Origin of the sequence: Sulfuriferula sp. AH1 (assembly GCF_002162035.1) — a bacterium.
GTDB lineage: Bacteria > Pseudomonadota > Gammaproteobacteria > Burkholderiales > Sulfuriferulaceae > Sulfuriferula.
In genome coordinates, this window is the sequence record NZ_CP021138.1 from 1,500,463 (window position 1) to 1,518,541 (window position 18,079).

Sequence of the window (18,079 nt, forward strand, 5' to 3'; positions counted from 1 at the left end):
CTGTTACCGAGATGATACCGCCCGCAATGCCGTCAGATCAGCGACCACTTGCGCAGGATGCCGGGCGGCATCGACGGACTGGTAGATTTTTGCTATTTTGCCTTCGGGGTCGATGATGAACGTATTGCGTTTCGCAAATTTCACTACCAGCAAATCAGTAATTAGAGCCATAACGCGCAGCTACCAGACCATTTCTATCCGCCAGCAACGGGAAAGGCAAACCGTGTTTGCGTGCAAATTCGGCATGTGATTCCGTATTATCGACACTGACACCGATCACTTCCGCACCAAGCGCACGGATTTTAAAGATGTCATCCCTGAATTGGCAGGCCTCGGTCGTGCAATGCGGCGTTTCGTCTTTCGGATAAAAATACAGCACCAGCCATTTCCCCCGAAAATCAGCCAGTTTCTGCAATTTTCCGCTCTGATCAGGTAGCGCAAAATCCGGTGCCAACTGTCCCACTTGCGGCACTTCCGCAGCCTGCCCCATACGTGACCACATAACCGTCAACAGTGCCAGACCCAAGCCCAGCAGGATAATCATCTTCATGCACGTCTCCTGGAGTGAACCGGCCAGGCCCATAAATGCATGCCTAAAGCAGCACACAGAGCCAATAAGCCGGCATAACGAAAAGCGAGTTCGGCGCCCTGCCACTGCCACACCAGACCGAATATCAATCCTGCCGGAATCGCAGCGACACCCGTCATCAGATGGTACCAGCCGAAAGCCGTACCCCGGTATTTGTCACCGGCAAAATCGCTGATTAATGCCCGCTCCGGTCCTTCGGCAAATCCGGCCATCACCCCATACAACATGGTCACGGCCCATAAGCCATGCTGACCGCTCACCCAGCCCAAACCGAGAAAGCATACCCGAATGCAATCCAGCCAAACAGGATCATCGGCTCCTTGCCCAGCCTGTCTGCCAAAACGCCGCCGCGTATCGAGGTCAATGCCTTGGTCAAATTCAGGATTGCCCAAAGTATCAGCAGCTCAACCACACTCATCCCCAGCTCGTGTCCGCGCAACACAATAAATGTCTCCGAAGCGCGGGCAAAGGTAAATAGCATCAGCACCCACAAGTAACGTCTCAATGCCACGGGTAATTGCAGCCAGGGCAATGTCGGCAGAGGTTCGTGCGCTACGGCATGTTTAGGCTGCGGCTTTTCCCCCACCCCGAATACAATCAGCATCACCCCTATCGCGCCGGGAACGGCCGACCATAAAATCACCTGCGACAATGACAATCCGGACCAGGCCAGCACCGCAGCAGCCACCAGGCTCCCGCCCACCGCACCCGCATTGTCGAATGCACGATGCAGACCAAATGCCAGACCGCGTATTTCCGGTGGTGTCGCATCTGCCACCAAAGCATCGCGCGGCGCGCTCCTCAGCCCCTTGCCCACCCGGTCGACGCTGCGCAGCAACAGCAGTATCGGCCAGCTGCCTGCCAACCCCAGCAATGGGCGCGCCAGATTGGATAAACCGTATCCGGCCACTGCCAATCCCTTGCGCCGTCCACCCAGCACATCCGAATACCGTCCCGACCAGAGCTTGAGCAATGACGCCACGGCATCCGCCACTCCCTCCACCAGGCCCAACGCCACAGGGCCGGCCGCCAATACCGTTGCCAATAGAATCGGAATAAGCGGCACCACCATTTCCGATGCCAAATCATTAAAGAAACTGACCAGACTCAGTATGATTACCGTGCGCGGCACACGCGATATCGACATATTTACTCCTCGGTGGGTTATGGATTAGCGCATAATCAGCTAAAATGCGAGCACGCCCCGGTAGCTCAGTGGATAGAGCATTCCCCTCCTAAGGGAAGGGTCACACGTTCGATTCGTGTTCGGGGCACCAAACCAATTCACGCGTCTGCGACCTCAATCGCAACCGCTCAGGCACCGCTTTATTCACCGACACTCACAGTGGCTACCAAATGATGACTTTGTCCAGGTGCCACAGTGACGGTATCGGTAGCGGCATTGCAGGTTTCCACACATAGCATTCCACGATATTCACCGGCTGCCATATCCGCAAAACCCTTTTCCTTTTCTGTCCATGGATTCCATACCACGGTGGAATCACTGCCGGATTTGGCCACATAAATCCTGCGTTTTAATTCGGCATCATTAATCACGCACTCGGCTTGCGTATCGAGATAAACGCGATCCGTCTCGCCGCTGAAGGTCACCGCGCCATGCTGGGTTGCTTGTCCAAAATCCAGTACTTTGTCCAGATAGGACGTGTTATCCAGCCCTAGCACCTCTGTTTTCGTGATATCGCCGGTGCGGAAATAAGTATGCAGCGCATCCGTAATAGTGAAGGGCTCGACGCAAGTATTATGCGTGACCAGTTCCATGGTCAATATTTTCCCGGCCACGACGATCAGCTCCAGGTCGAAGGCATGATCCCACAAGGAACGCGTCTCGGCATCATCGCCGATGCCCAGTTTAACAAAGACACCCTGCGCATTTTGTCCGGTTTCACGCACTTGCCACATACGGGTACGCACGAAACCATGCGCCGGTTTGCCTGCCTCTCCTGCACCGAACCAGGGCCAGCACACCGGCACACCGCCGCGCACGCCCTTGCCCGCCTGATATATCGCGGCACGGCTGACCCAAAGCACAGGCTGCTGCCCGACCGGCTGCCATTCCAGCACTTGCGCGCCTTGAACGGCGATGCGCGCGCTGGCATCAGCACCCGTGATCTCGATGACAGGCACGCCTGCTCCGGCTTCGACAAATTTCAATACGTTTGGAATCGCAAACTGCTGATTAAGGGCTGCAACGCTGACTGACATAAATCACTCCTGTTAATTAAGATATCCGGTAAAAGTACGAATCGGGTGGCTATAACCGCTTATCACAACGGCTCAACAGCTTCAGCCTCTTCCTGCTGCTGCATCGCCCAAAGCTTGGCATAAACGCCATCAGCCATGAGCAGTTCGCGATGGCTGCCGCGCTCGACGATCTGACCTTGCGCCATCACCAGTATCTGATCAGCATCGACTATCGTCGATAGCCGGTGTGCGATGGTCAATGTGGTACGGGTTCTGGCGATTTCCCTGAGCTCGGCCTGAATGATCTTTTCCGTCTGGGTATCCAGTGCCGAAGTCGCTTCATCCAGAATCAGGATAGCCGGATTCTTAAGCAAGGTACGTGCGATGGCGACTCGCTGTTTTTCGCCGCCGGACAGTTTAAGGCCACGCTCGCCGACAGTGGTATCCCAGGTGTTGGGCAGGGACTCGATAAATTGCAGAATATGTGCAGCCCGCGCTGCCTCAACGACCTCTTCCCGGTTCGCGGTCGGACGGCCATAGGCGATGTTGTAATAGATGCTGTCGTTAAACAGCACCGTATCCTGAGGCACAATACCGATCGCGGCGCGCAAGCTTTGCTGGGTGACTTCACGCACTTCCTGCCCATCTATCGTAATGCGCCCGTCATTCACTTCGTAAAAGCGATACAGCAAACGCGACAAGGTCGATTTACCTGCGCCGCTAGTGCCCACCACGGCCACATTGTGTCCAGCCGGAATAGTGAAACTGACGCCTCGCAGAATGATGCGGTTCTTGTCGTAGCCGAACCGCACATTCTCAAAGCACACAGCGCCGCCGCTTATCTGCAGCACCTTGGCGTCAGGCGCATCAGCCACCTCACGATTGACATGCAGCAGCTTGAACAGGCGCTCGATATCCGTCAGCGACTGCTTGATTTCACGATACATGACCCCGAGGAAATTCAACGGAATGAACATCTGGATCAGGAATGCATTAATCATCACCAAATCGCCCACGGTAAGCTTGCCGGCCACCACCCCAGCCGATGCCCGCATGAGCATGATGGTCACGCCTATCGCAATAATCGCAGCCTGCGCAGCATTCAGCATTCCCAGCGAAGTCTGATTCTTGACCGCCGCGACTTCCCAGTTTTGCAGGCTGGCATCGTAACGCTTGGCTTCGAATTCCTCATTGCCGAAATATTTTACCGTTTCGTAATTCAGCAAACTGTCGATCGCCTTGGTATTGGCCTGCGAATCCATTTCATTCATTTGCCGGCGCAGTTTGGTGCGCCATTCGGTAATGCTGACTGTCAGCGCAATATAAATCACCAGCACCACCAGGGTAATCGCCGCATAAATCCAGTCGAACTTCGCGAACAGTATCCCCGCCACAAGGCTGATCTCGATCAGCGTCGGCAACACCGAAAACAGGCTTAAATGGATCAGGGAAGAAATGCCGCGAGCCCCACGCTCGATATCCCGCGACACGCCGCCAGTCTGGCGTTCCAGATGAAAACGTAACGACAGGCTATGCAGATGCTTGAATACTTCCAGTCCGACGCGCCGTATCGCCCGCTGCGTGACTTTGGCAAAGACGATATCACGCATGTCCGAAAACACAGTGCTCGCCAGACGCAACGCGCCGTAACCGAACAGCAGGGCCACTGGCACTGTCAGCAGCGCATGCGGCTGATTCAGATTATCGACAATGTGTTTTAATACGACAGGAATGGAAACGACCGCCAGTTTGGCGCCAATCAGAAAGCTCAGCGCGATGAACACGCGCCATTTGTATTCCCACAAATAAGGCAACAATAAACGCACAGTACGCCAATCGGCAGTACCGGGCTGACCACCATCAGAACCAAAACGACGCATAGTTACTCGATTTATAGAATTCCGGAACACAATACCCAAAGGTATCAAAATTACTATTTCACATAGCAGAACATCAATTGCTAATCATTTTTAGACATCAGCAAAGGTTTGAAAGGCTGCTCGTATTTCAACAGGATATCGTAATAAGTACGAATATTCTCAACGAACACGACCGCTTCACCGCCGCGGCAGAAGCCGTGCTTCACCGTGGAATGATGTGCTGAACTGGCCAGCAGCGGCATGGTCTGCTTGATGTCGCACCACGCCGCAGGATTAAGCTTGCGCCGCTGCGCCAGGACTCGAGCGTCTTCCAGATGCCCTTGCCCCTGATTATAAGCCGCCAGGGCCATCCAGGTGCGGTCCGGCTCTTCGATTTTTAGCGGCATCTGGTCTATCAGCATTGCGAGATATCTCGCCCCGCCCAGGATACTCTGGCGCGCATCGAGCCGGTCATTCACGCCCATCCTGTCGGCGGTATCGGTCGTCATCATCATTAGACCGCGTACTCCGGTGGGCGAAGTGGCATAAGGGTCCCAGTGCGACTCCTGATAACCGATCGCCGCGATCAGACGCCAATCTATTCCGGTTAGCGTCTGCGCCTCCTGGAAAAACTTGCGGAACTTGGGCAATACGCTATGCATTTTATCCAGAAAACCGGCAACATCCGCCTCTTCCAGCCTATCGGCATGCCCGTAATAACGATCGATGATCCGTTTTAAGGTGCCATCATGGCTGATTTGCTGGAAGAACTGCTGCGTCTGTTTGTACAACACCGGATCGGAGATCTTGGGAAAAGCCCAGGCCAGCTGATCCGCCTGCGGTACCTCGAAAGCCACATCAAGATTGGTGTAAAACTTGCGGGCGATATCGAATTCATTGGAATCAACCAGGACAGCATCCACTTCCCCGCGCGACAGGCGTTCCAGCGATTCTTCATCCCATTTGGCCTGCATTTCCGTCCAGTGCAATCCCGGTACTTTGGCTGCAACCTTGCGCAAGGTTTCCACATGACTGGTGCCAGCCACCACCTCAACGCGCAGATTTTTCAAATCATTGAAGTTTTTAGGCTTGTCTTCGGCAGTATTGTAAATAATCTGCTGCTTCACGGTTAGATAGGGCGACCCGAACTGAAACCTTGTTTTGCGCGAATCCAGCGCACTGAGCCCTGCCGCTGCGAAATGCGCCTGATGCTGCGACAGCAGATTAAATAAATCGTTAAGATTATCCGCCTCGACAAAACGCACCTTATAGCCGTATTGCTGGGCAAACAGAGTCACCAGGTCGTATTCAAAACCGCTGGGTTTGCCATCGGCGCCTTCAAAATAAGTCGTCGGGCCGTTGTGAGTCAGCACCACTAGTTCACCTGACTGCTCTGGCGACGGGATGGGACGCGGGGGGATGGAGGCAGATGCGGCATATCGCACCCACCCAGCGCGAGTATCAATAAGAATAGTATTATTCGCATAAATGCCAGTCTCGCCGAGTTTTGAAGAATTGTCTAGCATTCCGGGGCACTTCTAATTTTTGCCGGATGACGATACAATAGCGGGCTACGGAGAGGTGGCAGAGTGGTCGAATGTACCTGACTCGAAATCAGGCGTAGGTGCAAACTTACCGTGGGTTCGAATCCCACCCTCTCCGCCACTCCCATCAAGACCTGCTGATTCCCTGCCTGCTTCCCGATATATTCCGGACTTACCCTTAGATTAGTGTGCTGCTTGCAAGGTTCAAGACCTTATGTCAGGCTTCGATAAAATATCCGGAATAACCAGCGGTGCCCCATGAAATTCGAACATATCATTGAAATCAACAATCCGAACAATCGCAATATTCCGCCTGTATCCCTAGAACAACTCTGGCAAGGCCTGGTGCTGCGTGCCAAATCGCCGAAGTTGTTCATACCGCATCTGGATGAATGCCATATACTGGAGGCGTCTGAAAATACCGTATCGCGCATTTCGCATTATGGCAATCTGACAGTGCATGACACCGTCACTTTCGCCCCGCAGCAACATGTGCATTATCAAGTTCCGGCGCAAGGCGAAGTGCCGGCCTCCACGCTGAAAATGACGATAGAGTCACCGCAGGATGATGTGCTGCTCGTGCGTTTTGTGTATGAAGACAACAAAAGCGATGCTGAAAATGCGGCTGACAAGATGTATGATGATTTTCGCAAATCGGCTTATCATGAGGCGGATATCGATACCATCCGCATTATCCGTGAGCTGGCACTCGAGGGACGCTTTGACACCCCATTGATTTAACCCGATTCAGTTCACATCTTCCATGCGGAGCGCTCTGTTGCAATTTGCAGCGCCTGAAGCGCCGTACGCAACGCATTAGCGAGATGCGGATGAGCCGCGATAGCTGCCTCATCCAGATTCGCGCCTATGATCGGTACGATAATGGATGCCTCCTCCACTATCCGCGCCGACATGACGCTCATGATCTCCTTTAACGAGGCCTGTGCATGCACAGCTCTTGGCGAGACGTTGAGCAGTGCCACCGGCTTATTCACAAATGCTTCGCAACCCACCATCCAGTCCAGCGCGTTTTTCATTACACCAGTCACACCATGCGCATATTCCGAGCTGGCGATCAATACCGCATCCGCAGCCGTCAGCTGCTCTCGGAAAGCGGCGACGTACGGCGGATCGATACTTTCCTTATCAGGATTGAACAGCGGCAGATTCCCAAGATCGCCATACAATTCAATCTGCATGCCTGCCGGCGCCAAACGCATCATCGCGCGCAGCAGCATCGTGTTGTTGGATGCGGCACGCAAACTCCCGGAGATGGCCAGCATCTTCATCATTGAAGACATTGATTCGTATGGCGAATGCCGATTTTTTTCATGACAGGCTACCTTCCGGAAAAAAATCACTATCAATCCCCCGATGCGACTCGCAATCCTTTAAACGTGGGCAATCCCGCTCCGCACGAGCAGATAATCCAGCCAGATATTGGTCAGTTTTTCCGCCATGGAATTCTGCGCAAGGCGTGCGTCCAGATTATCCATATCGACCCACTGCAACGGCTGATCCTGGCCTGCACAGGAAAATACCGCACGTGTGCGCAGACCGGTAGCCGGATCGACATGCCATTGCAGGCATTGCGCACACACCCCCTGCAACATGCATTGCATGGGGCTGGGGACGGAACAGATGGCGGTGACATCGCTACGAAACCGGGTGCGCAAATCCCCTTGCATCGCGTCCTGCATCATGCGCAGCAACACCCGGCTGCCAATGACCAGCACACGGTCCACGCTGGACAACGGAATCAGCGTAGCGGGATCGCTGCCTGCAAACTCGCCGTCGGCGTAGCGGCGCAGCATGGTCATGTAATCGCCAGTCAGGCTGCTATCCTGAGGACGCCGTGCAGGGATAGGATGGCCGCTCGCGGTACACCAGATCACCGCATCGGCTGCCTCCTCGAGCCGATCCTGCTGATACACCTCATCCGCAGTACGAAAGCCGGCGAAATACAATACCCGGTTGCCGCGGGCACGCAGCGCCGGGCCCAGCGTGCCCATCACAGCGGCTCCACGCCGGCCTGCCGTCACCAGTACGGTCTGATTCTCGGGCAATTCTGTCGCCTTTCCGGTCGGTCCCATCAGCACCACCGGCGTATTCACCTGCAATGTTGCGCATAATCGCGAGCTGGCGCCGGCTTCCAGTATCATTAGCGAGATCAGCCCGCTGTCCGTCTCCACTCTGGCGCCAGTCAACGCCATGCCCTCGGTTTGCAGGCGGGTGCCTTCCACCATCGGGCTCAGGCTTTCATAATTCTGCAAGCGATAGAACTGGCCGGGATGGAAATTGCGCGCCGCCATCGGCGCGCGGATACCGAGTTCTATCACGCTGGGGCTGTGACGCCGCACACTGACCACACGCGGTTGCAGCATATCGACCATCCGTTCGCGGAACGCTGGATAATCATTGGGATCACCCGCAGCCTGCTGTCCAAGCACCTCCATGATCCGGGGATAGGTACGCATGCTGGACGCTATCGCCTTGACCACACTGCCATGGAACACCGGATGGGTGTCACCGATGAAAGTCACCCGGTGACTGTCGGACTCATAGGAAGTAAACGGTCCGGCGTTCGCCGCCTTGTTGTTCTGCGCCACTTTTACCGGCTGCAAACCGGCGGATGTTTCCACATGCGGCATGAAATGCTCGCCCTGCATCTCGAAAGTGCCCGCATGCTCGCGTTCATATATCGTATTTGGCGCCGCGCCTGCCGCAGTAAAGATCGCACGCGCTGGCAACGTCACGACGCTGCCGCTGTCCTCCCATTTGCCTTCCGTGCTCAACTCGAAGCGCTGACAGGTCAGCGATTCCACATACGCGAACCGGTCCAGATTCGCCTTCAGCGGCTGCATGCCCTCTGCGTAATAGATTCCCTCCTCCAGCGCCTTGCTGACCTCCTCGTGATTGCGCAGATAGGCTGGGGATTCATTCATGCCGCGACGGTAAATCACTGTGACGCCACCCCAGGCATGCAGCAGCGGAATGAAATCGGGTAATTCGTTGGCGCTGGCGGCCCGCATGCGTTCATTACGTACTGCTTTGCCGTGCTCCAGGAATTCTTCCAGGATGCCGATGGATTCTTCATCAAGCTGCTCGCGCACCCTTGCTTCACCCAGTGTGCAGGCCAGCCGCTCATAACGCAGCAAAATCTTCTCCACCTGAGCGATATAATAAGCCTGCACTTCGGTGGCGGTATCGAGCGCGGTAAGGCCGCCGCCTATCACTATGGCAGGCAGGCGCACTTGCAGATTGGCCAGACTACTGGCCTTGGCCGCACCCGTCAACTGCAACGCCATCAGAAAATCGTTCGCCTGGCGCATGCCGCGCGCCAGACTGTTCTCGATCACCACCACGCGCGGCAGCCCGGCGCCGGTCGCGATACTGACGTGATCGAATCCTAGCGCCCATGCATCCTCCAGCGTCACTGTGCCGCCCAGACGCACGCCGCCGAATACCTGAAACAGCCTGCGTCGGGCCAGGCTCAGGTAAATGAGTTTGAGAAAATTCTTGTCCCATCGCACCGTGATGCCATATTCGGCAACACCGCCAAATCCGGCCATGATGCGCGTATCGAGCTGCTCTTCCAGCGTTCCGTAATCACGTACCGCGCCATGCAGCAGCGCATCGGACAACGGCTCGATTTTCAGGCCGTCGATCCCGACCACGGCACAGCCTTCCATGGTCAGATGATGCGCCATGGTGAAGCCCGCCGGCCCCATGCCGGCGATCAGCACCTTTTTGCCGTTATAAGGTTTTGGCAGGTATTGCCGGGCGCGCAGCGGATTCCAGCGCGTCAGCAAATCGTATATTTCCACCCCCCAGGGGAGGTGCAACACATCGGTAAGCACACGCGTCTCGATCTGCGGGATATCGACCGGCTCCTGTTTCTGATAAATGCAGGATTTCATGCAATCGTTACAGATACGATGCCCGGTGGCCGGCACCATGGGGTTATCCACCATCGCCATCGCCAGCGCGGCGATGTTCCGGCCGTCGCGCTTTAACAGATTCATTTCCGAAATCTTTTCTTCCAGCGGACACCCTGTCAGCAGCACACCGAGCGGGTTCTGCTTGAAGCCGCGCTCCGGCTCACCCTTTTTTTCCGGGAAGCCTTTCGAACAAAAATCGCCGTCATGCTCGTGACAGTAAATGCAGTAATGCACTTCCCCCATCACTGCCCGCTCGGTCATGCGCGGATCGGTCAGTTTGAAGCCATCGCGATGCCGCAATGCATCCGGCAAACCCTCTACCCCGACAGCCCGCTCTCCGCTCCGCGGCTGAAACTCCACCAGATGCTGATAATCTATTCCCTGCGGCAAATTGAAACTGGCCCAGCTGCTGACGGCGGCGCGCCCTTGCTCATCGGTCAGGGCGAGCAGGCACCATTGCGTCAGTTTCTCTACCGCGTCCGCATTGCCGGGCTCGTCATGCAGCAAAGCCAGCCCGTAGCGCGCCACCGCAAACTCGCGATCGGCATACGCAGGCAACTCGCGTTCCAGCCAGATATCGAGTTCAGCGAAGCTTGCCGTTACATCCTTCACCAGCAAACGTTTGCGGGCACGTCTTTGCACATAGAGTTTCTTGAATTTGAGGACGACACCCTGGGAACGCACCTGCTCGCACAGTGCGGCGACAGCTTGATCGATATTGAGCAGTTCGCTTATAAACGCCTCCAGCAGCGGCGCGCAAGCCAGCAACAAGGCACTGGTCTCGATGGGCGGCAGCCCTCCGCCATCTTGCCGATATTGCAGCAAGCGCGCATGCAGGTCAGAATCCCGCGCACTCACCCGAACCAGGAATGCATCGTCCAGCTGTTGCAATCCCTCCAGCGTAAACAGATCCGGAAACGTCAGCCCCGGTAGCGTCAAGGACGGATAACTGAATGACTCATTCATCGTGGCAAACCCTATGACAGGAAGTATATGAGGGATAACAAGTATCGATAGCTTGGTTCATTTTAGCGTGAGTATTCTGACGAAAACAACAAGGCCCTCAGCATTCGCCATGCTGAGGGCCTTGTTCACCGGGATTCGATATTGATTAATTCGCCGCCGGGCCACTCATCAAATACAGCTGACCACCCTGTACCAGCTCGCCATCCAGCTTGTAATGCGCCTGAGTGGCGCCAAGCAGATATTTCTTGCCGGCATCGAACCAGACGGCATCCTTGACCAGCGCAGTCACATCAAGCACGCCGGAATTTTCTTCGTCCTTGGTCAAAAACCCAGGCTGGCCTTCGACAAAGCGCGCCGGATCAGAGACGAAAATCCGTCCGGTTTTTTTCGTGGCTGGGTCGAATTCCCAGATACCCGCCAAATGATCCTGCTTACCCGGATCTTCCTGAATATAAATCTTGCCGTCAGCGGTCATGGTGACGTTATCGAACATTTGCGCGCCGATGTCCTTGCTGTTTAATACAGGTTCGATAAAGCCGCCCGCTGCCGGGTTGGCAATCTGGTTAAAGGTCATCTTGTACAAACGGCTGTTGCCGTCAAAACGATCGGTCGTGACAAAATAGTAAACGTTAGGATGCTTCACATCCCACAAACCATCCTCTGGCCGGGCGAATGCCGTAATACCGCGCTCGCGGCTATCCGCCATCAAATCCATGCCCGACTTGTTCGCTGCCTTGCCATTACCGAACATGGGTTCCAGTACGAATGCGCCGATTACGCCCTGCTCCGAATTCTCGATCGCATCCGCAGTCTTGACGCCATACAGCTTGCCGCCGGTCAAACCGGCCTGTTCGATTTCGCTGCCGTTCTTCTGTTTCTGACCGATATAGAAATACACGTTACCCGGCATCACATCGTTATTCATCGCGACCAGCGTCATATCGCCAGTCGCAGGATGCGCCAGCACATTTTCGATCGCAAATTTTCCCATATCCGGCAATTCAAAACTGGTACCGGCATTGTCGCCAGTCGCAATATGCGCAAATACGCGACCTTCCGGCGTAGTTTCTTCACCGTTCAGGAATATCCTGCCAGGGTAACCCTTGCTGCTGCCGGCATTGTACAGCGCGCTCGCGGCTGGCAAATCGGCCGAACAAAAACGATCGAAGCTATTGGCCCTGTTGTAGATATAGCTTGAAGAGGCGGTATCCCAGGTAAATACCTGCTTGATCAGATCCTCACCTTTAGTGGCTTTCAGCGTATTTTTATCGAATACCCACTGCGATACGAATGCACCCTTTTCGCCATGGGCACGGGCTATCCCTTCGGTTGGTTTCAACTCGTGATCCATCAATACAATCAGATTGGCTTTATCGCTGTAAGCACCCAAACCGTCAGGCACGCCTACCATTTGATAGGGCTTGCCGTCCGCCTTCATATTCACAGAGTCTCCGGCCGTCAACAGCGGCATGACATGCCAGCCGGCGGCTGTAGGAATGATATAGGCAGTTTGTTTGGTAACAGGCGCAGGCTGGGTAGCCGCTTTGGACAATGGCATCGCCTTTTGCTCCGATTGAAGCGGATGCGTGGCACATCCGGCCAAAGGCAAACTCGTGATAACCAGGGCAGTCAGAATATTGAAACGGAATGGCATAGAAAACCTCTAAGTTAGTTAATAAAGCCACGCCAGTCTATCGGCCAATTATGACAGCAGGATTTCAGCAAGCTTTCCGACAGGAAATATATTTACTTATCCGCATATAAATTCAAGCGCGTTGCCATCCGGGTCACGACAGAATAACGCACCGCGCCCGGACTGACTAAGCGTAAAATGAATGTCAGCTTTTGTTAAGCGTTCTTTCAGCTCATGCATATCGCTAATGACAAATGCAGCATGGCGATCACGTCCGCCATGCTCCGGCCGCACCAGTCCCGCTTCGGGGTTAGGCAGACACATCAGATGGATTTGCGTTGACCCGATGTCGTACCAGACACCAGCGAAAGACATTGTGGGACGAGCCTGGTTGATTTCCAGACCGAGTATGCCTTCATAAAAATCGCGTGCTCGCTGTAAATCTGCCACCAGTAACGAGATATGACGAAACGCTACCATTAAACTCATTTTGAATGCTCCTGTTCAAGCTTTCCGGAAAACAGACTGGCAATCATGATCATCGCCGCGCCGACCCACTCCCTGGCGCTGAGAGACTCGCCCGCCAGCCAGTATGAGCTGATCGCGGCGACCACCAGCTCGAATAACAGAATCACGATGGCGCGATTGGCCGCGACGTGCATCAAGCCATACTGTATGCACAAGGTAACGCCTATCATTGCCAGCGCAACAAGCAACAAGGCACCCCATAACAGCGCGGTATAGTCGCCCACCCCGGCGAATACCGCAGGCTGCATCAACAGCAAGGGCAGCGGCGCCAGCGTCCCGCCTATCCAGATGCCGATGGATTTGGCTTCGATAGTGATCATGTCGGTTTTCTTGATCAGCACATTGGTAAAGGCAAAACTCATGCCGACGGACAAACCTACCCACTCAGCAGTATTGGCCGGGAGCGGCAATCGTCCGTCAGCCTGCCATAACATGACCATCGCGCCGGTCAACGCCAATACGATAATAAAATACCCCAGACGGCCTAAGCGTTCGCCAAGCATCCACCACGAAAAAAGGATGGTCCATAACGGTGCCAGATAAAACAGCAACAACACACGTATGATTTCACCGTGGATTACCGCCATGACATAACCGGTATTTGTCCATCCCGAAGTGATGATGATCGCCAACCAGAACCATTTTGCATTAACAATGCTTTTCAAGTGTCTGAAATAAAAAGGCAAGCCGATGATCAGCGCGATGCCGTAGGAGATGAACGTGGACATCAACCCGGATACGCCCATCTCGTTCAGCCAGCGATAGGGGTACCAGATAGCGCCCCATAAAGCGGCGCTGGCCAACAAAGCCGCTATCGGCAGAACTGTGTTTTTGTTATTTGAGTGCATCATCCTGAATCCGGTGTTGACCGCTTATTTGATAAATTAATCTGACGACTGCAAGGTTAAATCCTGCTCATATTTCCCGTTGACTACCCGTGCGATCGCGTTTGCAACCCGTCAAACTGCCGGGTTTAGGATTATAATATCGGTTTTCCTCAATGCGTTTGGGCTATGAACCCTTATCTTGACCTTTTACAACCCTATCCGTTTCAAAAATTACGGGAGCTTTTCGCCGGAATTACTCCGTCGTCCGAATACACCGCGATCAATCTGTCGATAGGTGAACCCAAACACGCTACGCCGGCATTCATCAAGGAAGCGCTGATCGCCAACCTCGATGGTCTCGCCAGCTATCCGCTTACCGCGGGGTTGCCTACATTGCGGCTCGCCATCTCCAACTGGATCGCGCGGCGCTACGATATCCCTGCCCCCAATCCTGAAACGCAGATTTTGCCGGTCAACGGCAGTCGCGAGGCCTTGTTCGCGTTCGCGCAAACGATTGTCGACCCGTGCTTTGATCAACCGGTCGTCATCTCGCCCAACCCGTTTTACCAGATTTATGAAGGCGCTGCATTACTGGCTGGCGCCCAGCCGTATTACCTGCCGACACTGCCTGAAAACGGCTACCGCATGGATTTTACCAGTGTGCCTGAATCGGTGCTGGCACGCACGCAATTGATTTACGTGTGCTCGCCGGGCAACCCGACCGGCCGGGTCATGACGCTGGAGGAATGGCGCGCGCTGTTTGCATTGTCCGACCGCTACGGTTTTGCCATTGCCGCCGACGAATGCTATTCCGAAATCTATTTCGATGAAGCCCATCCGCCGCTGGGCGCCATGCAGGCTGCGCAGCAACTGGGCCGCACTGACTACAGGAATCTGGTGGTATTTTCCAGCCTGTCCAAACGCTCCAATGTCCCCGGCATGCGCTCGGGCTTTGTCGCCGGTGATGCTGCCATCATCGCCAAATTCCTGCTCTACCGCACCTATCACGGCTCCGCCATGTCGCCCAGCGTGCAAATGGCCAGTGTCGCAGCGTGGAATGACGAAGCCCATGTGGTGGAAAACCGTCGCCTGTATGCCGAAAAATTCGCTGCCGTACAGCCCATGCTCAACAGCGTCATGCCTGCCGCGATGCCGGATGCCGCATTCTACCTGTGGATACGCGTCCCCCACGGCGATGACGCTGCGTTTGCCCGCAAGCTCTATCAGGACTATCACGTCACCGTACTGCCCGGCTCCTTTCTCGCCCGCGATTTCGCGGACAGCAATCCCGGCGCAGGCTTCATCCGTATCGCGCTGGTTGCCTCACTCGCCGAATGCGTCGATGCCGCAACCCGTATCCAGCAATTAATCACCCACACCAGTTAACATTAAAAAGGAAACAAAATGACCGAAATCCAGCAACTCATCGAAGAAGCTTTCGAACGCCGCGCCGACATCAACCCGCGCAACGCCGAACCCAGGCTCAAGGACGCCATAGCCCATGTGCTGGAAGAGCTGGACAAAGGCCGCCTGCGCGTCGCCAGCAAGGAAAACGGCGAGTGGGTCACCCATCAGTGGCTGAAAAAGGCGGTGCTGCTGTCATTCCGTCTGGAAGACAACTACTTCATCAAAGGCGGTTTCACCAACTACTTCGACAAGGTCCCGTCCAAATTCGCTGACTATAACAGCCGCGACTTCCGTGAAGGCGGCTTCCGCGTAGTGCCGCCTGCTGCAGCACGCCGCGGCTCGTTCATCGGCAAAAACGTGGTGCTGATGCCTTCCTACGTCAACATCGGCGCCTACGTCGATGAAGGCACCATGGTCGACACCTGGGCCACCGTCGGCTCCTGTGCCCAGATCGGCAAGAACGTCCACCTGTCAGGCGGCGTCGGCATCGGCGGCGTGCTGGAGCCTGTGCAGGCCAACCCCACCATCATCGGCGACAACTGCTTCATCGGTGCACGCTCGGAAGTGGTCGAAGGTGTCATCGTCGAAGATAACGTCGTCATATCCATGGGCGTATATATCGGCCAAAGCACCAAAATCTATGATCGCGAAACCGGCGAAGTCATGTACGGCCGCGTTCCGGCCGGCTCCGTGGTCGTCAGCGGCAACCTGCCTTCCAAAGACGGGAGCTACAGCCTGTACTGCGCCGTGATTGTGAAGAAAGTGGATGAAAAAACGCGATCAAAGGTTGGTATTAACGAGCTGCTACGCGGAATTTGATACATATTCAATATAACCGCAGTAAATTGCGTTTTTCGGTGAGGGCTAACATGCACATCGGGCATGTTAAGCCGCAAAGCGGCGGCCTAGCCAAAAAACGCGCTCAAAAATGGGCATCAATGAACTTTTACGGGGGATTTAAGTAAACTTTCGGCATGGATTGAAGATGATTTCCGCCTCCATGAATGTGACCGCACAGCCGGAAAGCACGACACGATCGGCTTTCACCTCGCAGGTGAGGGTGCCGCCGCGCCTGGAAACCTGCCTGGCACGGAGGATATTCCTCCCAAGCTTGCTGGCCCAGTACGGCGCAAGCGCGCAATGCGCAGAGCCAGTCACGGGGTCTTCAGGAATGCCGAATTTGGGAGCGAAAAAACGGCTGACGAAATCGGTATCCGTGCCGGGTGCGGTAACGATGACACCGCGCAAATCAAGCTGGGCCAGCAGATTTTGGTCAGGCATAATGGCGCGAACGATTGCCTCGCTATCGAAAACCGCCAGATAATCATCTGCAGCCAATACTTCAACAGGACGCTGGCCGAGGCCTTTGACCAATGTCTCGATAACATTGCAAGGCCTGAGCAAACGGGCAGGGAAATTCATTTCCAACAACCGCCCCTTCTTTTCAACGAACAGATCGCCACTACGTGTTTCAAAAGTAACCACTGACCCGGAATAGCCCAGAATATCGAAAATGACATGTGCCGTTGCCAACGTGGCATGACCGCACAGATCAACCTCCTTTACTGGCGTAAACCAGCGTAACTCGAAACCTTTTTCCGAGGGGACAAAAAAAGCCGTTTCGGATAAATTATTTTCCTCCGCTATAGACTGGAGAAGATCGTTGTCAAGCCAGCCTGGCAGTAGACACACTGCGGCCGGGTTGCCTTCAAATGCACGGGTCGCGAATGCATCCACCTGATATTGTTTAATTCTCATGTTCGTTACCGGCTCTCTTAGCCGCAACCCTGGCATCAAATTTTCCCTTATTGATAATGAATCGTTCGTGCCGCCCTCTGGAAATGAGGTCAATGCCATCATGGGCTTCCACAGCAAAAATCAGTTTTCTGCCTTCTACCGCAATCAATTCGACGTTCGCAGTCACTTCGAGGCCAGGCGGTGTTGCCGCTTCGTGACTTACATCGATATGGGTACCGACCGTTTGCTCATGTGGCCAGTCGAGATGGGGATTAATCGCCTTGATGCAGGCCCATTCGAGAAATCCCACAAGAAAACCGGTGGCAAAGACTTCCGGCATTGCCAAAAACTCGTCTGACTCAGGGTAAAGCGCCGGAACGGTCTTCGATTGCGGAACAGTGAATCTATGCTCATAGCGGATACCGGGTTGCAATGTTTCCTTCATCCATTTCTCCTGACGTTGACCAGACTCGATTACCGTTCCGCTTATCTCGGCTACCCACAAGCGAGCCATGTCGCCCATTTCCCGGCTGCTATCCAGTACATTCTGTAAAAAATATCGGCCATGCATCCCTGGAGCCAGCCAGCAAATCCAGCTCGCCCGGCACTGGCTTTGCACAAGGAATGGCATTCACCGCCGTTGCGGCCATAACAGATGACGGCGAGAAATAAATTCTGACTTCGCAATGCAACCGGCCTTCAGATTCGTGGCGAATAAATACAGCCATTTCCTTCGGCTGGCCTGCCTTTTCGTATTCCCCGAGGAACAGCGCTTTGATAGCGGCCAGCGACTCCCCTGCCAACATCGCATCACCGAGATTTTTGGTAAACCATGTGTTCATGTTT

Annotated in this window: 18 protein-coding genes and 2 tRNA genes; 5 read left to right on the plus strand and 15 right to left on the minus strand. The window is 54.7% G+C overall.

Annotated elements, in window-relative coordinates:
• Positions 1–3: 3 nt before the first annotated feature.
• Genes CAP31_RS15295 through CAP31_RS07625 form a run of 4 tightly spaced genes read right to left on the minus strand, consistent with a single transcriptional unit; the run spans position 4 to position 1,736 of the window.
• Complete coding sequence (locus tag CAP31_RS15295; RefSeq protein WP_369802377.1) at positions 4–171, minus strand: hypothetical protein; 168 nt, start codon at positions 169–171, stop codon at positions 4–6.
• Positions 155–550 (minus strand): peroxiredoxin, encoded by a 396-nt coding sequence (locus CAP31_RS15300; protein WP_369802378.1) that lies wholly within the window; start codon positions 548–550, stop codon positions 155–157. Before CAP31_RS15300 ends, CAP31_RS15295 begins: the two co-directional genes overlap by 17 nt.
• Positions 547–822: a hypothetical protein gene (locus CAP31_RS15030; RefSeq protein ID WP_223247209.1), complete on the minus strand. Its 276-nt coding sequence runs from the start codon at positions 820–822 to the stop codon at positions 547–549. Before CAP31_RS15030 ends, CAP31_RS15300 begins: the two co-directional genes overlap by 4 nt.
• 23 nt (positions 823–845) lie before the next feature.
• Positions 846–1,736 carry an MFS transporter gene (locus CAP31_RS07625; protein ID WP_223247210.1) on the minus strand — a complete coding sequence of 297 codons (891 nt, stop codon included), beginning with the start codon at positions 1,734–1,736 and terminating at the stop codon, positions 846–848.
• 54 nt (positions 1,737–1,790) lie between these two features.
• On the opposite strand from CAP31_RS07625, the gene CAP31_RS07630 reads away from it, so the two are divergent.
• Positions 1,791–1,866: transfer RNA gene (locus CAP31_RS07630), tRNA-Arg, on the plus strand.
• Positions 1,867–1,915: 49 nt separating this feature from the next.
• On the opposite strand, the gene CAP31_RS07635 is transcribed toward CAP31_RS07630, so the two are convergent.
• The 3 genes from CAP31_RS07635 to mltF all read right to left on the minus strand — a co-directional run bounded on the left by CAP31_RS07635 (position 1,916) and on the right by mltF (position 6,176).
• Positions 1,916–2,812, minus strand: coding sequence for a D-hexose-6-phosphate mutarotase (locus CAP31_RS07635; RefSeq protein ID WP_087446995.1), 897 nt, complete (start codon positions 2,810–2,812; stop codon positions 1,916–1,918).
• A 62-nt stretch (positions 2,813–2,874) separates the two neighbouring features.
• Positions 2,875–4,671: an ABC transporter ATP-binding protein/permease gene (locus CAP31_RS07640; RefSeq protein WP_087446996.1), complete on the minus strand. Its 1,797-nt coding sequence runs from the start codon at positions 4,669–4,671 to the stop codon at positions 2,875–2,877.
• Between the two features lie 80 nt (positions 4,672–4,751).
• Complete coding sequence (gene mltF, locus CAP31_RS07645; protein WP_087446997.1) at positions 4,752–6,176, minus strand: membrane-bound lytic murein transglycosylase MltF; 1,425 nt, start codon at positions 6,174–6,176, stop codon at positions 4,752–4,754.
• A gap of 49 nt (positions 6,177–6,225) precedes the next feature.
• Here mltF and CAP31_RS07650 point away from each other — a divergent pair.
• Positions 6,226–6,315: transfer RNA gene (locus CAP31_RS07650), tRNA-Ser, on the plus strand.
• Positions 6,316–6,452: 137 nt separating this feature from the next.
• The gene (locus CAP31_RS07655) at positions 6,453–6,935 is read left to right on the plus strand and encodes an SRPBCC family protein (RefSeq protein ID WP_087446998.1); all 483 of its coding nucleotides are present in this window, start codon (positions 6,453–6,455) and stop codon (positions 6,933–6,935) included.
• 11 nt (positions 6,936–6,946) lie between these two features.
• Here the strand turns inward: CAP31_RS07655 and CAP31_RS07660 are convergent, their stop codons facing one another.
• The 5 genes from CAP31_RS07660 to CAP31_RS07680 form a co-directional block, all read right to left on the minus strand.
• On the minus strand, positions 6,947–7,486 hold the full coding sequence (locus CAP31_RS07660; RefSeq protein WP_223247211.1) for an NADPH-dependent FMN reductase: 540 nt from the start codon (positions 7,484–7,486) through the stop codon (positions 6,947–6,949).
• A 99-nt stretch (positions 7,487–7,585) separates the two neighbouring features.
• Positions 7,586–11,101 (minus strand): FAD-dependent oxidoreductase, encoded by a 3,516-nt coding sequence (locus CAP31_RS07665; RefSeq protein ID WP_087447000.1) that lies wholly within the window; start codon positions 11,099–11,101, stop codon positions 7,586–7,588.
• Positions 11,102–11,246: 145 nt separating this feature from the next.
• Entirely contained in the window at positions 11,247–12,659 is a 1,413-nt protein-coding gene (locus CAP31_RS07670; protein WP_157662701.1) for a hypothetical protein, read from the minus strand.
• A gap of 192 nt (positions 12,660–12,851) precedes the next feature.
• A complete protein-coding gene (locus CAP31_RS07675; protein ID WP_087447002.1) occupies positions 12,852–13,223 on the minus strand; it encodes a VOC family protein in 372 nt (123 codons plus the stop codon).
• Complete coding sequence (locus tag CAP31_RS07680) at positions 13,220–14,113, minus strand: DMT family transporter (RefSeq protein ID WP_223247212.1); 894 nt, start codon at positions 14,111–14,113, stop codon at positions 13,220–13,222. The genes CAP31_RS07675 and CAP31_RS07680 overlap by 4 nt, the downstream gene beginning before the upstream one ends.
• 162 nt (positions 14,114–14,275) lie before the next feature.
• Between CAP31_RS07680 and dapC the strand changes: the two genes are divergently transcribed.
• Entirely contained in the window at positions 14,276–15,475 is a 1,200-nt protein-coding gene (dapC, locus tag CAP31_RS07685) for a succinyldiaminopimelate transaminase (RefSeq protein ID WP_087447003.1), read from the plus strand.
• An 18-nt stretch (positions 15,476–15,493) separates the two neighbouring features.
• Complete coding sequence (gene dapD, locus CAP31_RS07690) at positions 15,494–16,315, plus strand: 2,3,4,5-tetrahydropyridine-2,6-dicarboxylate N-succinyltransferase (RefSeq protein WP_087447004.1); 822 nt, start codon at positions 15,494–15,496, stop codon at positions 16,313–16,315.
• Between the two features lie 138 nt (positions 16,316–16,453).
• On the opposite strand, the gene CAP31_RS07695 is transcribed toward dapD, so the two are convergent.
• The 3 genes from CAP31_RS07695 to CAP31_RS07705 are packed head-to-tail and all read right to left on the minus strand — an operon-like array spanning position 16,454 to position 18,075.
• The gene (locus tag CAP31_RS07695) at positions 16,454–17,356 is read right to left on the minus strand and encodes a PhzF family phenazine biosynthesis protein (RefSeq protein ID WP_223247213.1); all 903 of its coding nucleotides are present in this window, start codon (positions 17,354–17,356) and stop codon (positions 16,454–16,456) included.
• Complete coding sequence (locus tag CAP31_RS07700) at positions 17,244–17,756, minus strand: thioesterase family protein (protein WP_223247214.1); 513 nt, start codon at positions 17,754–17,756, stop codon at positions 17,244–17,246. Before CAP31_RS07700 ends, CAP31_RS07695 begins: the two co-directional genes overlap by 113 nt.
• Positions 17,757–17,766: 10 nt before the next feature.
• Positions 17,767–18,075: a hypothetical protein gene (locus CAP31_RS07705; protein ID WP_087447006.1), complete on the minus strand. Its 309-nt coding sequence runs from the start codon at positions 18,073–18,075 to the stop codon at positions 17,767–17,769.
• Positions 18,076–18,079: the final 4 nt, after the last annotated feature.

Excerpts from the sequence above, each read along its gene's own strand:
- CAP31_RS15295 (WP_369802377.1), bottom strand. The coding sequence starts at position 171 with ATGGCTCTAATTACTGATTTGCTGGTAGTGAAATTTGCGAAACGCAAT.
- CAP31_RS15300 (WP_369802378.1), bottom strand. The coding sequence starts at position 550 with ATGAAGATGATTATCCTGCTGGGCTTGGGTCTGGCACTGTTGACGGTT.
- CAP31_RS07625 (WP_223247210.1), bottom strand. The coding sequence starts at position 1,736 with ATGTCGATATCGCGTGTGCCGCGCACGGTAATCATACTGAGTCTGGTC.
- CAP31_RS07635 (WP_087446995.1), bottom strand. The coding sequence starts at position 2,812 with ATGTCAGTCAGCGTTGCAGCCCTTAATCAGCAGTTTGCGATTCCAAAC.
- CAP31_RS07640 (WP_087446996.1), bottom strand. The coding sequence starts at position 4,671 with ATGCGTCGTTTTGGTTCTGATGGTGGTCAGCCCGGTACTGCCGATTGG.
- mltF (WP_087446997.1), bottom strand. The coding sequence starts at position 6,176 with ATGCTAGACAATTCTTCAAAACTCGGCGAGACTGGCATTTATGCGAAT.
- CAP31_RS07655 (WP_087446998.1), top strand. The coding sequence starts at position 6,453 with ATGAAATTCGAACATATCATTGAAATCAACAATCCGAACAATCGCAAT.
- CAP31_RS07660 (WP_223247211.1), bottom strand. The coding sequence starts at position 7,486 with ATGATGAAGATGCTGGCCATCTCCGGGAGTTTGCGTGCCGCATCCAAC.
- CAP31_RS07665 (WP_087447000.1), bottom strand. The coding sequence starts at position 11,101 with ATGAATGAGTCATTCAGTTATCCGTCCTTGACGCTACCGGGGCTGACG.
- CAP31_RS07670 (WP_157662701.1), bottom strand. The coding sequence starts at position 12,659 with ATGCCATTGTCCAAAGCGGCTACCCAGCCTGCGCCTGTTACCAAACAA.
- CAP31_RS07675 (WP_087447002.1), bottom strand. The coding sequence starts at position 13,223 with ATGAGTTTAATGGTAGCGTTTCGTCATATCTCGTTACTGGTGGCAGAT.
- CAP31_RS07680 (WP_223247212.1), bottom strand. The coding sequence starts at position 14,113 with ATGATGCACTCAAATAACAAAAACACAGTTCTGCCGATAGCGGCTTTG.
- dapC (WP_087447003.1), top strand. The coding sequence starts at position 14,276 with ATGAACCCTTATCTTGACCTTTTACAACCCTATCCGTTTCAAAAATTA.
- dapD (WP_087447004.1), top strand. The coding sequence starts at position 15,494 with ATGACCGAAATCCAGCAACTCATCGAAGAAGCTTTCGAACGCCGCGCC.
- CAP31_RS07695 (WP_223247213.1), bottom strand. The coding sequence starts at position 17,356 with ATGATGGCATTGACCTCATTTCCAGAGGGCGGCACGAACGATTCATTA.
- CAP31_RS07700 (WP_223247214.1), bottom strand. The coding sequence starts at position 17,756 with ATGGGCGACATGGCTCGCTTGTGGGTAGCCGAGATAAGCGGAACGGTA.
- CAP31_RS07705 (WP_087447006.1), bottom strand. The coding sequence starts at position 18,075 with ATGAACACATGGTTTACCAAAAATCTCGGTGATGCGATGTTGGCAGGG.